Origin of the sequence: Cupriavidus sp. SZY C1, from assembly GCF_032190535.1 — a bacterium.
In the GTDB taxonomy this organism is placed as follows: Bacteria; Pseudomonadota; Gammaproteobacteria; order Burkholderiales; family Burkholderiaceae; genus Cupriavidus; species Cupriavidus pauculus_C.
On sequence record NZ_JAUANU010000012.1, the window covers coordinates 64,735 to 79,791 of the forward strand.

General features: G+C 68.2%; 15 protein-coding genes. 14 read left to right on the plus strand and 1 reads right to left on the minus strand.

The features are described 5' to 3' along the window. The first annotated feature begins 176 nt into the window (after positions 1 to 176). The 4 genes from argS to QTN24_RS18455 all read left to right on the plus strand — a co-directional run bounded on the left by argS (position 177) and on the right by QTN24_RS18455 (position 4,531). Positions 177 to 1,997, plus strand: a complete 1,821-nt coding sequence (argS, locus tag QTN24_RS18440) for an arginine--tRNA ligase (protein WP_124682720.1) — start codon at positions 177 to 179, stop codon at positions 1,995 to 1,997. A 54-nt stretch (positions 1,998 to 2,051) separates the two neighbouring features. After that, positions 2,052 to 2,780 carry an SPOR domain-containing protein gene (locus QTN24_RS18445; RefSeq protein ID WP_313838860.1) on the plus strand — a complete coding sequence of 243 codons (729 nt, stop codon included), beginning with the start codon at positions 2,052 to 2,054 and terminating at the stop codon, positions 2,778 to 2,780. A gap of 113 nt (positions 2,781 to 2,893) precedes the next feature. Next, positions 2,894 to 3,532, plus strand: coding sequence for a thiol:disulfide interchange protein DsbA/DsbL (locus QTN24_RS18450; RefSeq protein ID WP_124682718.1), 639 nt, complete (start codon positions 2,894 to 2,896; stop codon positions 3,530 to 3,532). 168 nt (positions 3,533 to 3,700) lie between these two features. After that, entirely contained in the window at positions 3,701 to 4,531 is an 831-nt protein-coding gene (locus tag QTN24_RS18455) for a helical backbone metal receptor (protein WP_313838861.1), read from the plus strand. Between the two features lie 6 nt (positions 4,532 to 4,537). On the opposite strand, the gene QTN24_RS18460 is transcribed toward QTN24_RS18455, so the two are convergent. Further along, the gene (locus QTN24_RS18460; RefSeq protein ID WP_124682716.1) at positions 4,538 to 5,614 is read right to left on the minus strand and encodes an MBL fold metallo-hydrolase; all 1,077 of its coding nucleotides are present in this window, start codon (positions 5,612 to 5,614) and stop codon (positions 4,538 to 4,540) included. 174 nt (positions 5,615 to 5,788) lie between these two features. On the opposite strand from QTN24_RS18460, the gene QTN24_RS18465 reads away from it, so the two are divergent. The 10 genes from QTN24_RS18465 (at position 5,789) to QTN24_RS18510 (ending at position 15,012) form a co-directional block, all read left to right on the plus strand. Beyond that, positions 5,789 to 6,214 carry a MerR family transcriptional regulator gene (locus tag QTN24_RS18465; RefSeq protein ID WP_124682715.1) on the plus strand — a complete coding sequence of 142 codons (426 nt, stop codon included), beginning with the start codon at positions 5,789 to 5,791 and terminating at the stop codon, positions 6,212 to 6,214. Between the two features lie 90 nt (positions 6,215 to 6,304). Beyond that, on the plus strand, positions 6,305 to 7,486 hold the full coding sequence (locus QTN24_RS18470) for an isovaleryl-CoA dehydrogenase (RefSeq protein ID WP_124682714.1): 1,182 nt from the start codon (positions 6,305 to 6,307) through the stop codon (positions 7,484 to 7,486). Positions 7,487 to 7,596: 110 nt separating this feature from the next. Then, positions 7,597 to 9,408 (plus strand): bifunctional isocitrate dehydrogenase kinase/phosphatase, encoded by a 1,812-nt coding sequence (aceK, locus tag QTN24_RS18475; RefSeq protein ID WP_313838862.1) that lies wholly within the window; start codon positions 7,597 to 7,599, stop codon positions 9,406 to 9,408. After that, positions 9,405 to 10,076, plus strand: a complete 672-nt coding sequence (gene can, locus QTN24_RS18480) for a carbonate dehydratase (RefSeq protein WP_124682712.1) — start codon at positions 9,405 to 9,407, stop codon at positions 10,074 to 10,076. Before aceK ends, can begins: the two co-directional genes overlap by 4 nt. 44 nt (positions 10,077 to 10,120) lie before the next feature. Further along, the gene (locus tag QTN24_RS18485) at positions 10,121 to 11,329 is read left to right on the plus strand and encodes an acetyl-CoA C-acetyltransferase (RefSeq protein ID WP_313838865.1); all 1,209 of its coding nucleotides are present in this window, start codon (positions 10,121 to 10,123) and stop codon (positions 11,327 to 11,329) included. 34 nt (positions 11,330 to 11,363) lie between these two features. Beyond that, positions 11,364 to 12,044, plus strand: coding sequence for an SDR family oxidoreductase (locus QTN24_RS18490; RefSeq protein WP_313838867.1), 681 nt, complete (start codon positions 11,364 to 11,366; stop codon positions 12,042 to 12,044). Between the two features lie 12 nt (positions 12,045 to 12,056). Then, entirely contained in the window at positions 12,057 to 13,187 is a 1,131-nt protein-coding gene (locus QTN24_RS18495; protein ID WP_124682709.1) for an acyl-CoA dehydrogenase family protein, read from the plus strand. A 66-nt stretch (positions 13,188 to 13,253) separates the two neighbouring features. Further along, positions 13,254 to 13,913, plus strand: coding sequence for a 2-hydroxychromene-2-carboxylate isomerase (locus tag QTN24_RS18500; protein ID WP_124682708.1), 660 nt, complete (start codon positions 13,254 to 13,256; stop codon positions 13,911 to 13,913). After that, the gene (locus QTN24_RS18505; protein ID WP_124682707.1) at positions 13,910 to 14,590 is read left to right on the plus strand and encodes an HAD family hydrolase; all 681 of its coding nucleotides are present in this window, start codon (positions 13,910 to 13,912) and stop codon (positions 14,588 to 14,590) included. Before QTN24_RS18500 ends, QTN24_RS18505 begins: the two co-directional genes overlap by 4 nt. Continuing rightward, entirely contained in the window at positions 14,587 to 15,012 is a 426-nt protein-coding gene (locus tag QTN24_RS18510; RefSeq protein WP_313838871.1) for a YchJ family metal-binding protein, read from the plus strand. Before QTN24_RS18505 ends, QTN24_RS18510 begins: the two co-directional genes overlap by 4 nt. Positions 15,013 to 15,057: the final 45 nt, after the last annotated feature.

A 15,057-nucleotide genomic window follows, 5' to 3' on the forward strand; every position in this document is an offset into this window, starting at 1 on the left:
CTTTCACGTAACGCGACAGTGGAGGCGCGGGGCGCACAGGTCGTCGCATGATGTCAGCATAGCACCTGATAAAATTCCGCGTTTCCCGATTTCGACTGCCGGCGCGCGCGGCGGGGCCTCCACTTCGAGCCTGCCCCCAGCCGGAAGCATTCCAGCCTTTCAGGGCCAAGATATCCATGCTGCCTGTTCAGACCTCCCAACTCGCCGCCGCGTTCACTGACGCCGTGCGCGCGCTCGCCCCGGCCGACGCCACCCTGCCCGCGGTCACGTTCGAGCGCCCCAAGGCCGCCGCCCACGGCGACCTGGCCTGCAACATCGCCATGCAGGTGGCCAAGGCGCTGAAGACCAACCCCCGCGAACTGGCGCAGAAGGTGGTGGCGGCCGTGCAGGCCGACCCGCGCGCGTCCGCGCTGGTGGCGGCGCTGGAAATTGCCGGTCCCGGCTTCATCAACCTGCGCCTGAGCCCGGCCGCCCGCGCCGAGGTGCTGCGCGCCGTGCTGGCCGATGGCGACCAGTTCGGCGCCCGCCCGGCCGGCGAGCACGGCCAGGTGCTGGTCGAATTCGTCTCGGCCAACCCCACCGGGCCGCTGCACGTGGGCCACGGCCGCCAGGCGGCGCTGGGCGACGCGCTGGCCAACCTGCTGGCCTGGCAGGGCTGGAAGGTCCACCGCGAGTTCTACTACAACGACGCCGGCGTGCAGATCCACACGCTGGCCATCTCGGTCCAGGCGCGCGCCCGGGGCCTGAAGCCGGGCGACGCCGGCTGGCCCGAGTCGGCCTACAACGGCGACTACATCGCCGATATCGCCGCCGACTTCAAGGCCGGCAAGACCGTGGCGGCCTCCGACGGCGAGCCGGTCACGGCGTCGGGCGACATCGAGGACCTGGAATCGATCCGCCGCTTCGCGGTCACGTACCTGCGCAACGAGCAGGACATCGACCTGCAGGCGTTTGGCGTGAAGTTCGACCGCTACTACCTGGAATCGTCGCTGTACAGCGACGGCCGCGTGGATGCCGCCGTGCAATCGCTGGTCGGCAAGGGCAAGACCTACGAGAACGAAGGCGCGCTGTGGCTGCGCACCACCGACGACGGCGACGACAAGGACCGCGTCATGAAGAAGTCCGACGGCACGTACACGTACTTCGTGCCGGATGTGGCGTACCACACCACCAAGTGGGAACGCGGCTTCGCCAAGGTCATCAACGTGCAGGGCAGCGACCACCACGGCACCATCGCCCGCGTGCGCGCCGGCCTGCAGGGGCTGGACATCGGCATTCCCAAGGGCTACCCCGACTACGTGCTGCACAAGATGGTCACGGTCATGAAGAACGGCGAGGAGGTCAAGATCTCCAAGCGCGCCGGCTCGTACGTGACCGTGCGCGACCTGATCGAGTGGAGCAACGGCGGCGACGAGACGATCCGCGGCTGCCTGGACGGCGGCGTGGCCGACTGGCCCGCCCACTTCACGCGCGGCCGCGACGCGGTGCGCTTCTTCCTGCTGTCGCGCAAGGCCGATACCGAGTTCGTGTTCGACGTGGACCTGGCGCTGAAGCAGAACGACGAGAACCCGGTGTACTACGTGCAGTACGCCCACGCCCGCATCTGCTCGATCTTCGAGGCCTGGGGCGGCGCGGACTGGCAGGCCCGCCTGCCGGCGCTGGCCAGCGTGGACCTGGCCGCCGTGACGGCCGCGGACGTGAGCCCGCAGGCCATCGCGCTGGGCCGCCGGCTGGCCGAATTCCCGGACATGCTGGCTGCCGCCGCCGGCGAACTGGCCCCGCACGCGGTGGCGTTCTATCTGCGCGACCTGGCGGGCGACTTCCACGCGTTCTACAACGCCGACCGCGTGCTGGTGGACGACGACACCGTCAAGCAGGCCCGCCTGGCGCTGCTGGCGGCCACGCGCCAGGTGCTGCGCAACGGCCTGGCCGTGATCGGCGTGTCGGCGCCGCAACGGATGGATCGCGCCCCGGAAGCCGATTCCCCGGCGGCCTGAACTTCGCGTCACGGCAGTGGCTCTATAATCCCCGGCATCACCGAAGAGGACTACATGCAACACAATGCCAAGCGCGCCCTGCGCGCCGTCCGCCATCGCCAGACGCAGCGTGGCGGCACGTTCCTGGGCCTGGTGCTCGGGCTGATCGTCGGCCTGGCCATTGCCGTGGTCATCGCGCTGTACATCACCAAGTCCCCGGCGCCGTTCAAGGGCGGCAACGCGCCCGCGCCGCGGCCGACCGAGCCGGGCAATGTGTCCAGCACGCTGCCCAACCCGGCCCAGCAGGCCCAGCCCGGCGGCGAACCCAGCGATCCGAACAAGCCGCTCTGGAGCAAGACGCCGGCCAAGCCGGTGGCCCCGGCCGAGCAGCCGGCGGCCCCGCAGCCGCCCGTGGCCACCAGCCGCCCGGCCGAGGTGCCCGGCGCCAGCAACGGCGCGGTGGCCAGCAAGCCGGCCGAAAAGCCTGCCGAGAAGCCGCCCACCCGCCCGGCCGAGAAGCCGGTGGCGGACCCGATCGCCGAGATCGCCCAGGCCGATGCCAACAAGGTGGGCTACCTGCTGCAGGTGGGCGCCTTCCGCTCGCAGGACGACGCGGACCGCCAGAAGGCCAACCTGGCCATGCAGGGGTTCGAGGCCAAGGTGACCGACCGCGATGTCAACGGCGTCAAGATGTACCGCGTTCGACTGGGACCGTTCAACCGGATCGAGGACATGAACCGTGCGCGTGACCGCCTGCAGTCGGCCGGCTTCGACGCCTCGGTGATCCGGTTCACCAAGCAGTAATCCGTTGAAATAAATCTGACCGGGCCGGCCATGCGAACCAAGTGCCGCCGGCCCGGTCTTAGACGCAATCCATCCGCTCGCCGAGCGCGTACAACCCGTAAGGCCCTTCTGACATGAAGAAAATCGCCGCACTGATCGCCACCGCTGCCGCCGTGAGCGGCCTGCTGATGTCCGCGCCAGCCGCCATGGCCGCGCCGACCGAAGGCAAGGACTACACGGTTCTGAAAGCCCCGCAGCCGGTGCCCGCTGGCAAGATCGAAGTGACCGAGTTCTTCTGGTACGGCTGCCCGCACTGCTACGACTTCGAGCCCGAACTGGAAGCGTGGGTGAAGAAGCAGGGCAAGGACGTGGTGTTCAAGCGCGTGCCGGTGGCCTTCCGCGACGACCTGCTGCCGCACACCAAGATCTTCTACGCGCTGGAAGCGCTGGGCAAGGTCGACGCGATGCACACCAAGGTGTTCGACGCGATCCACAAGCAGCGCAAGCGCATGGTGGACACGAACGAGATTGCCGACTTCATGGCCGCCAACGGCATCGACCGCAAGCAGTGGCTGGACACGTACAACTCGTTCTCGGTGACGACGAACGCCCAGCGCGCCAACAAGGTGGCCGACGCCTACAAGATCGACGGCGTGCCGACCGTGGTGGTGCAGGGCAAGTACGAGACGTCGCCGTCGATCGCTGGCACCAAGGGCGCCGCGATCCAGGCGATGGACTTCCTGGTCACGGGCGTGCGCGACAAGAAGCTCTGATCGTCTCCCCCCGCCGCCTTTCGAAACAGCCCGGTGCAGCGCCTGCCCGGGCTGTTTTGTTTCCGACCGCCGCCGGGCCCGCGCTGGCCGGAAGCGCTATATTGACGCCCATGACCTCCCAGACCCCTTTCCCGCCCGGCGCCTCGGGCAGCGCTGGCCAGCCGCACGATGTGGACTGACGCGCTCGGGCAGCCGCACGCGCCGGCCAGCGGGCCGGTGCGCATCGCGTCGCTGGTGCCGTCGATCACCGAGCTGCTGTTCGACCTGGGGCTCGGCGGGCAGGTCGTGGCGCGCACGGGGTTCTGCATCCATCCGGCGCCGGCGGTGCGTGCCGTGGAAAAGGTGGGCGGGACCAAGGACGTGCGGCTCGACAAGCTGCGGGCGCTGGCGCCGACCCACGTCATCGTCAACATCGACGAGAACCGCCGCGAGACCGTGGACGAGATTCGCGGCTTCGTGCCGCATGTGGTGGTCACCCATCCGTGCCGGCCGGCCGACAACTTCGCGCTCTATGACCTGATCGGCGGCATCTTCGGCCGCCAGGCGCAGGCCGCCCGGCTGGGTGACGACCTGAGCGCCGCGCTGGATGCCTTGCAGGACCGCACCTGGCCGGCGCGCCGCGTGCTCTACGCGATCTGGCAGGACCCGTGGATGACCGTGTCGCGCGACACCTATATCAGCCAGATGCTGGCGCTGGTGAACTGGGCCACGTGGCCCGACGCCACGCCGCTGGCCTGCGTCGACGGCGATTGCAGCCGGCCGAACGCGGGCGGCGAGCGCTACCCGACGTTCCGCTGGAGCGACGCGCTGGTGCGCGACCTGGACGCCGTGCTGCTGTCGACCGAGCCGTACCGCTTCACCGAGGACCACGCCGACACGCTGGAGCGCCAGATCGGCAAGCCGGTGCTGCTGGTGGATGGCGAGATGCTGTCCTGGTACGGCAGCCGGGCGGTGGCCGGCGTGCGGTACCTGCGCGATCTGGCGGCGGCGGGGGTTTGACCCCGCTCAAGCCTTGCGGAACCGCACCACGCCGTCGTCGTCCACCTGGCGCACCAGTTCGCCGCGATGCCAGAGCGCGTGCAGGTGCGCCAGCGCCTCGCCCATCGCAAAGGTCAACTGGTGGATGTCGAACTGGCGGCGGAAGATCACGCCGACGATGTCGTGCGCGTTGCACGGCTTCTCGGCGCACGCCTGCAGCGTCTCGGCCAGGCGGTCGGCATGGTGTTCGTGCAGTTGCCGCAGCCGCGTGTGCAGGTTGCGGAACGGCCGGCCGTGGGACGGCAGGATCAGCACGTCGGCCGGCAGGTCCTCGTACTTGCCCAGCGAGTCCAGGTAGAGCTGCAGCGGGTTGGCTTCCGGCTCCATGTCGAAGACGCTGACGTTGGTGGAGATGCGCGGCAGCACCATGTCGCCGGAGATCAGCACGTTGGTGGCGGCGTTGTAGAGCGCCACGTGCTCCGGGGCGTGGCCGTAGCCGGTGATGACGCGCCACGCGGCCGTGGCCGGATCGGCGCCGATGCGGACGGTATCGCCGTCCATCAGCCGGCGGTATTGCGTGGGCAGGTCCGGCACCAGCGACGGGTAGTAGCTCTTGCGCGCGCGCAGCTTTTCCAGGTTTTCCGGGTCGGTCAGGCCGTGGCGGGCGAAATGGCTGGCCGCGAAGTCGCCGCCGGCGTTGGAGCCCACGCCGGAGCCGCCGGCCATCACGCGGGCGGACATGTAGTCGCCCAGGCTCATCCACAGTCGCACGTCCCAGCGCTTGCAGATCCAGTGCGCCAGGCCCACGTGGTCCGGGTGGCAATGCGTGACCAGCACGCGCAGCACGGGCAAGCCTTCCAGCTCGTTGGCGAAGATCGTTTCCCAGTGGGCCTGGATCGTGTCGTTGGTGATGCCGCAATCGATGATGGTCCAGCCGTCACGGCCGTCGATGCGGTCGCGCAGCAGCCACAGGTTGATATGGTCCAGCGCGAACGGCAGCGGCATGCGCAGCCAGTACACGCCCGGCGCCACTTCCTGGCGCGTGCCGGGGTCGGGCATGGCATCGCCAAACGGGTATTGAAGCTGATGTTCGAGTGCGTTCATGGGGCTTGTCTCGTGGAAAAGGCGGCGGGCTGCGGGGCTCGCTCTTCTGGATTGTCAGGCGCGACGGTTGACGCTAACGTTAACGTCAATTCGCCGGCCCTGCACGTCATCTTAGTTCAAAAGTTGATCGTGCAACGAATCCGCGAACGACCGTTCATTTTTGCAGGACGCCATATGTCGGCTCAGCCATCCACCGCCACGTACTCGATCACCGATCTGGCACGTGAATTCGAGATCACGCCGCGCGCAATACGGTTCTACGAGGACCAAGGCCTGTTGTCACCCGACCGCGAAGGCCCCAGCGGACGCAAGCGCGTGTACAACGGGCGGGAACGCACCCGCCTCAAGCTCACGCTGCGCGGCAAAAGGTTAGGGCTTACTCTCAACGAAATCCGCGAAATCCTGGATCTCTACGAATCGCCGCGCGACACCGCGCCGCAGCTCGAACGTTTTCTGCACCTGCTGGCCCAGCACCGCGGCGCGCTGGAGCGCCAGCTGGAGGACCTGCAGGCCCAGCTGGCCGAGATCGACCAGCACGAACGCCAGTGCAAGACGCTGCTGGCGAGCCATCATGGCGCTCCCAAGACGCAGTCGGCCTGATCGCGCCGCCGCACGCTGCCCCGCGTGTCGGCCCCAATTGACGTTTACGTAAACGTCAATAAAATATCCGGACAAACAGGAGACCCAACCATGACCGAACTCCCCGGCCTGAAATTCCACCTCGGCGAAGACATCGAGATGCTGCGCGAATCGGTGCGCAACTGGGCGCAGGCCGAGCTGGCGCCGCGCGCCGGCGAGATCGACCGCACCGACCAGTTCCCGATGGACGCCTGGAAGAAGATGGGTGACCTCGGCGTGCTGGGCATCACCGTGGCCGAGGAATACGGCGGCGCCAACATGGGCTACCTGGCGCACATGATCGCGATGGAGGAGATCAGCCGCGCGTCGGCGTCGGTCGGGCTGTCGTACGGCGCGCACTCCAACCTCTGCGTGAACCAGATCCACCGCAACGGCACGGCTGCGCAGAAGGCGAAGTACCTGCCGAAGCTGGTGTCGGGCGACTGGATCGGCGCGCTGGCGATGAGCGAGCCGAACGCCGGGTCCGACGTGGTCAGCATGAAGCTGCGCGCCGATCTCAAGGGCGACCGCTATGTACTGAACGGCACCAAGATGTGGATCACCAACGGCCCGGACTGCGACGTGCTGGTGGTCTACGCCAAGACCGAGCCAGACCTGGGCGCGCGCGGCATGACCGCCTTCATCGTCGAAAAGGGCATGAAGGGGTTCTCGGTGGCGCAGAAGCTGGACAAGCTCGGCATGCGCGGCTCGCACACGGGCGAACTGGTGTTCCAGGACGTCGAAGTGCCGGTCGAGAACATCCTGGGAGCCGAAAACGGCGGCGCCAAGGTGCTGATGAGCGGGCTGGACTACGAGCGCGCCGTGCTGTCGGGCGGCCCGGTGGGCATCATGCAGGCGTGCATGGACGTGGTGACGCCGTACATCCACGACCGCAAGCAGTTCGGCCAGAGCATCGGCGAATTCCAGCTGATCCAGGGCAAGGTGGCCGATATGTACACGACGCTGCAGGCGGCCCGCAGCTACCTGTACACCGTGGGCAAGAACCTCGACGCGCTGGGCACCGACCACGTGCGCCAGGTGCGCAAGGACTGCGCCGCGGTGATCCTCTACACGGCCGAGAAGGCCACGTGGATGGCCGGTGAATCGGTGCAGATCCTGGGCGGCAACGGCTATATCAACGAATACCCGGTGGGCCGGCTCTGGCGCGACGCCAAGCTGTACGAGATTGGCGCCGGTACGTCCGAAATCCGCCGCATGCTGATTGGCCGCGAGTTGTTCGCGGAAACAATGTAAGGACAGAAGTTACGCAAACGGCGCTCGGGGCGACCCGAAGGGAAGTCCCGAACGCCATTACAATTTCGTCTGCAGACCCTCCCGCCGCGCCCCGGAACCCTTCGAGAGCCATGTCCCACTTTCCCAAGCTGCTGTCGTCGCAGATTGCCTACGATGTGGCGCGGACCATGCTGGACGGCTTCGACAAGCACTACCGGCTGTTCCGCGACGCCGGCATCGAGGCCAAGGCGCGCTTCGAGGCCGCGGACTGGCACGGCCTGCGCAAGCTGCAGCGGGACCGCATCGCGTTCTACAACGACCGCGTGCAGGAAGCCGTGGCGATCCTGCAGGCGCAATACGACGCCGGGCGCATCGCCGACGATATCTGGCAGCAGATCAAGCTCCACTACATCGGCCTGCTGACCAACCACCACCAGCCCGAGCTGGCCGAGACGTTCTTCAATTCGGTCTGCACGCGGATCCTGCACCGGTCGTACTTCAACAACGACTTCATCTTCGTGCGGCCGGCGCTGTCCACCGAGTACATCGAGAACGAGGAATCGCCCACGCGGCCCACCTACCGCGCCTACTACCCGGGCAGCCGGGCCGGCATGGCGGCCTGCTTGGAGCGGATCGTCCACAACCTCCAGCTCGACGTGCCGTTCGAGGACCTGAAGCGCGACATTGGCTACGTGCTGCGCGCCATCGACGAGCACGCCGGCGACTTCGCCGTTGCGCCAAATTTCCAGGTCCATACGCTGTCGTCGCTGTTCTACCGCAACAAGTCGGCGTTCATCATCGGCCGGGTGCTGAACGGCGACCAGACCTATCCGATGGCGATCCCGGTCGTCCATGGCGCGTCGGGCAAGCTGGTGCTGGACACGGTGCTGCTGCAGCACGAGCAGTTGCTGGTGCTGTTCTCGTTCACGCACGCCTACTTTCTGGTCGACATGGAGATTCCGTCGGCCTACGTCACGTTCCTGCGCGACCTGCTGCCGCGCAAATCGCGCGCCGAGATCTACACCAGCCTGGGGCTGCAGAAGCAGGGCAAGAACCTGTTCTACCGCGACTTCCTGCACCATCTGCAGCATTCGTCGGACAAGTTCATCGTGGCGCCCGGCATCCGGGGGCTGGTGATGCTGGTGTTCACGCTACCGTCGTTCCCGTACGTGTTCAAGGTGATCCGCGACGCCTTCGCGCCGCCCAAGGAGACCACGCGCGCCCAGGTGGAAGCCAAGTACCAGCTGGTCAAGCGGCACGACCGCGTGGGCCGCATGGCCGATACGCTGGAGTATTCGGACGTGGCCTTCCCGCTGTCCCGCTTCGACGAGGCGCTGGTGCGCGAGCTGGAGCAGCACGTGCCGTCGATGCTGGAGCGCCAGCGCGCGCCCGACGGCAGCGAGGAAATCGTCGTGCGGCACCTGTACATCGAGCGCCGCATGACGCCGCTGAACATCTGGCTGCAGGACGGCACCGACGCCCAGGTGGACCACGGCGTGCGCGAGTACGGCGACGCCATCAAGGAGCTGATGGCCGCCAACATCTTCCCCGGCGACATGCTCTACAAGAACTTCGGCGTCACGCGGCACGGCCGCGTGGTGTTCTACGACTACGACGAGATCGAGTACCTGACCGACTGCAACATCCGCCGCGTGCCCGAGCCGCGCAACGAGGAAGAGGAAATGTCCGGCGAGGTGTGGTACACCGTACGTCCGCACGACATCTTTCCGGAAACCTTTCGCACGTTCCTGCTCGGGGATGACCGCGTGCGCGCCGCGTTCCTGCGGCACCATCCCGATTTCTTTGACGCCGCCATGTGGCAGCAACACAAGGACCGGCTGCTGGCCGGCCATTTTCACGATGTCTTTGCCTATCCACAACACATCCGCTTCATCCACCGCTACGGTGCCGCAACAACCGACCACGCAAGGAGGGCAGCATGAGTGACGCCATCGCCCAGCTGTTCCGCAACAACCGCGAATGGGTGGACCGCGTCAACGCGGAAGACCCGGCCTTCTTCACCCGCCTGGCCAACCAGCAGGCGCCCGAGTACCTGTGGATCGGCTGCTCCGATTCGCGCGTGCCGGCCAACCAGATCCTGGGGCTGGCCCCGGGCGAGGTGTTCGTCCATCGCAATATCGCCAATGTGATCTCGCACAGCGACCTGAACGCGCTGTCGGTGATCCAGTTCGCGGTCGAGGTGCTCAAGGTGCGCCACATCACCGTGGTGGGCCACTACGGCTGCGGCGGCGTCAAGGTGGCGCTCAAGCGCGAGCGCGTGGGCCTGTGCGACAACTGGCTGCGCCACGTGCGCGACGTGGCCGACAAGCACGCGGCCTACCTGGGCACCGTGCTGCGCGAGGACGACGCCCACACGCGCCTGTGCGAGCTGAACGTGATCGAGCAGGTCAACAACGTCTGCCAGAGCACCGTGCTGCAGGACGCCTGGGCACGCGGCCAGCAGGTGACCGTGCACGGCTGGATCTACGGCGTGTCCGACGGCCTGCTGCGCGACCTGGGCATGGCCGCCAGCAACAACGACGAACTGCAGGCCCAGACCGCCGCGGCGCTGCAGCAGTACGGCGAGCCCCCCCAGGCATCGATCCGCTGATCCACCAGTCGAGGCCCGGACCGGGCCTCCGAGGAGACACCGACATGCAACATCCTTCCAGCGATCCCATCGTCATCGTTTCCGCGGCGCGCACCCCGATGGGCGCGTTCCAGAGCGAGCTGGCCAGCCTGACGGCGCCCCAGCTTGGCGCGGCGGCCATCCGCGCGGCCGTGGAGCGGGCCGGTATCCGGCCGGAGCAGGTGCAGGAGGTGGTCTTCGGATGCGTGCTGCCCGCCGGGCAGGGCCAGGCACCGGCGCGGCAGGCCGCGCTGGGCGCCGGGCTGCCGCTCGACGTGGCATGCACGACGGTCAACAAGATGTGCGGGTCGGGCATGCGCGCGGCCATGTCGGTCTACGACGGCCTGCTGGCCGGATCGTTCGACGTCGCCGTGGCCGGCGGCATGGAAAGCATGACCAACGCGCCGTACCTGATCCCCAAGGGCCGGGGCGGCTACCGCATCGGCCACGGCATGATCTACGACCACATGATGCTGGACGGGCTGGAAGACGCCTACATTCGTGACGAGAAAGGCGGGGGCCGCGCCATGGGCACGTTCGGCGAGGACTGCGCCGCCAAGTACCAGTTCACGCGCGAACAGCAGGACGCCTTTGCGATGGAATCGGTGCGCCGCGCGCAGCGGGCCACCGAGTCCGGCGACTTCCGCTGGGAAATCGCCCCGGTGACGGTTTCGGGCAAGGGCGGCGACACGGTGATCGACACCGACGAGGGCCCGCGCCGCATCAAGGTGGACAAGATCCCGTCGCTGAAGCCGGCCTTTGCCAAGGACGGCACCATCACGGCCGCGTCTTCGTCGTCGATCAACGACGGCGCCGCCGCGCTGGTGATGATGCGCGAATCCACCGCGAAGCAACTGGGCCTGCAGCCGCTGGCGCGCATGCTGGGCCACACCTCGTACGCCCAGGCGCCGGGCTGGTTCACCACGGCCCCGGTGGAGGCCATCGCCAGGCTCTACCGCAAGCTGGACTGGACCACCGACAGCGTGGACCTGTTCGAGATCAACGAAGCGTTCGCCGTCGTACCGATGGCGGCGATGCACGACCTCAAGATTCCGCACGACAAGGTGAACATTCACGGCGGCGCGTGCGCGCTGGGGCACCCCATCGGGGCGTCCGGGGCGCGCATCATGACCACGCTGATCGGCGCGCTGCGCAAGACCGGCGGCAAGCGCGGCGTGGCCAGCCTGTGCATCGGCGGCGGCGAAGCCACGGCCGTCGGCATCGAAATCGTCTGACCGCATCTTTCCCGCAACCTGCTGGAGTCTCGCCATGCCTACCGCGCTCGTCCTTGGGGCTTCCCGGGGTCTCGGTCTCGAATTCGTCCGGCAGTACCGCGCCGATGGCTGGCGCGTGGTGGCCGCCGCGCGCAGCGCCGAAGGCGTCGCCGCGCTGGCGGCGCTGGGCGCCGAGGCCCACCAGGTGGACCTGACCGACGCCGGCCAGGTGGCCGGCCTGGGCTGGAAGCTCGACGGCGAGAGCTTTGACGTGGCGATCTACAACGCCGGCGTGATCGGCCCGCGCACGGAAGGCGCGCAGCCCGTGTCGCGGCAGGACTTCGACGCCGTGATGCACACCAACGTGCTGGGCCCGATGATGGCGCTGCCGCTGGTGCTGCCGTTCGTCGAGACCGGCAACCACGGCCGGGGCGGCGTGCTGGCCGTGCTGTCGTCGAAGATGGGCAGTATTGGCGGCATGGAAAGCAATGCCGCCTGGATGTACCGCGTCAGCAAGGCCGCCGCCAACGCGGTGGTCAAGGCCGTGTCGCTGGACGCGCGGCACGCCATCTGCGTGGCGCTGCATCCGGGCTGGGTCCAGACCGACATGGGCGGCCCCAACGCCGACCTGAAGCCGCAGCAGAGCGTGGCCGGCATGCGCCGCACGCTGGCCGGCCTGACGCATCACGACAATGGCAGCTTTCACAACTACGATGGCTCGCCCATCCCCTGGTAAGGCCCGACGCCCATGCTGCTGACCCCCGAACAGGAAATGATCCGCGACGCCGTGCGCCAGTTCGCGCAGGACGTCATCGCCCCGCAGGCCGCCCAGTGGGACCGCGACAAGACCTTTCCCAAGGACGTGCACCGCGAACTGGCGCGCCTGGGCGCCTACGGCGTGGCCGTGCCCGAGGAACTGGGCGGCGCCGGGCTCGACTACCTGTCGCTGGCGCTGATCCTGGAGGAAATCGCGGCCGGCGACGGCGGCACGTCCACCGTCATCAGCGTCAACAACTGCCCGGTGTGCAGCATGCTGATGGCCTTCGCCAGCGACGCGCAGAAGCAGCAGTGGCTGGTGCCGCTGGCCCGGGGCGAGATGCTCGGCGCGTTCTGCCTGACCGAGCCGCACGTGGGCTCCGACGCCGCCGCGCTGCGCACCACGGCCACGCGCGACGGCGACCACTACGTGCTGAACGGCGTGAAGCAGTTCATCACCAGCGGCAAGCATGCCGACGTGGCGATCGTGATGGCCGTGACCGACAAGGCGGCCGGCAAGCGCGGCATCAGCGCGTTCCTGGTGCCCACGTCCACGCCCGGCTACATCGTCGCGCGGCTGGAGGACAAGCTGGGCCAGCACTCGTCGGACACCGCGCAGATCGTGTTCGAGGACTGCCGCATCCCGGCCGGCTGCCTGCTGGGCGAGGAGGGCGCCGGCTACAAGATGGCGCTGTCCGGGCTCGAAGGCGGGCGCATCGGCATTGCGTCGCAAAGCATCGGCATGGCGCGCGCGGCGTTCGAGGCGGCGCTGGCCTATGCCAGGGAGCGCGAGAGCTTCGGCCAGCCGCTGTTCCAGCACCAGGCCGTGCAGTTCCGGCTGGCCGACATGGCCACGCAGATCGAGGTGGCCCGCCAGATGGTCTGGCACGCCGCGTCGCTCAAGGACGCCGGCCGCCCCTGCCTCAAGGAGGCCGCCATGGCCAAGCTGTTCGCCAGCGAGATGGCCGAGCGCGTGTGCTCGGACGCCATCCAGGTGTTCGGCGGCTACGGTTATGTGAACGATTTCCCGGTCGAGCGGATCTACCGGGATGTGCGCGTGTGCCAGATCTACGAGGGCACCAGCGACATCCAGAAGATCCTGATCGCCCGCGCGCTAGGATGATGTACCCGCCGTCCCGTTGAAACCGTCCCCGTCCACGCCGTCGTACCCGAACCGGAGCCCCCTGCGATGACCGCCCCCATCGACTTCTACTTCGATTTCTCCTCGCCCTACGGCTACTTTGCCAGCACCCGCATCGACGAACTCGCGCAGAAGTACGGGCGCGGCGTGCTGTGGCACCCGGTGCTGCTGGGCGTGGTGTTCAAGACCACGGGCTCGTCGCCGCTGCCGTCCATCCCGCTCAAGGGCGAGTACTGCTGGCGCGATTTCGAGCGCACCGCGCAGTTCCACGGCATCGAGTACAAGCGCCCCACGCACTTCCCGCTGCCCACGCAGCACGCCGCCCGCGCCATGCTCTGGCTGCAGAACCACCACGGCGCCGACCTGGCCGCCAGCTTTGCCAAGGCCGTGTACCGCGCGCTGTTCGTCGACGACCTGAACATCGCCGAGCCGGCCGAGCTGGGCAGGCTGGCCGAGGCGCTGGGCATCGACCCGGTGGCGATGAACGAAGGCGCCACGAGCTACCAGATCAAGGACCAGCTCAAGGCCGAGATCGACGTGGCGATGGCCAAGGGCGTGTTCGGGTCGCCGTTCGTGATCATCGACGGCGAGCCGTTCTGGGGCTTCGACCGCTTCGAGCAGGTCGAGGCCCACCTGAAGAGCCGGCGGCAGACCGAACTGCGCGCCGTCGGCGGCAACGAACTTTCCAAGGAAAAGAAACCCGCATGACCGCAGCAAACCAGGCCGCCCGTTTCGATTGCGTGATCTTCGACTGCGACGGCGTGCTCGTCGACAGCGAGCCGATCGTCCATCGCGTGCTGAACCGCGTGCTCAACGAACTCGGCATCGAGATCACGCTGGAGGAATCGATGCAATGGTTCCTCGGGCGCGCCGTGCGCGACGAACTCGGCAACATCGAGGCCCGCCTCGGCAAGCCGCTGCCGCGCAACTTTCTGTCCGAATGGTTCGTGCGCCGCGACGCCGCGCTGATCGAGGAACTGGAGGCCGTGCCGCACATCCGCCAGACCATCGAGGCGATCAAGGCGCGCGGCCTGCCCGTGTGCGTGGCGTCCGGCGCGGACCGCATCAAGGTCAAGCTCCAACTCACGCACACGGCGCTGCTGGACCTGTTCACCGACGACACGCGCGAGCACATCTTCACGGCCAGCGAGGTGGAGCACAGCAAGCCGGCGCCCGACGTCTACCTGCTGGCCGCCCGCACCATGAATGTGGACCCGGCGCGCTGCGCGGTGATCGAGGACAGCCCCACCGGCGCCACGGCCGGCGTGGCGGCCGGCATGACCGTGTTCGGCTACGCCGCCCGCACGGATGCCGACGCGCTGCGCGCCACCGGCGTGCGGACCGTGTTCACCGACATGCGCGACCTGCCGGAGCTGCTCGGATGACCAGGAAGCGCGCGGCCGGCGCCGCCAGCGAGCCGTGCCCGTGCGGCAACGGCGCCTACGCCTCGTGCTGCGGCCGCTTTCATCGCGGCGAGGCCATGCCGCAGACGGCCGAGGCGCTGATGCGCTCGCGCTACAGCGCCTACGTGCTGGGCGACGCAGGCTGGCTGCGCCAGACCTGGCATGTGTCCACCTGCCCCGACGACCTGTCGCCCGATCCGGGCACGCGCTGGCTGGGGCTGACGGTGCGCTCGCACGCGCAGCAGGACGACACCCACGCCACGGTGGCCTTCGTGGCGCGCTACAAGGTGGGCGGGCGCGCCCATCGGCTGGAGGAACTGAGCCGCTTCGTCTTCGAGCCGCGCGAGCCGGGCACGCCGGCGCGCTGGCTCTACGTCGACGGCACGGTCCGGGAGCCGGACTGACCGCACCGCCCGCCCCGGACCCGGCAGGAACAGGCTAGACAACAA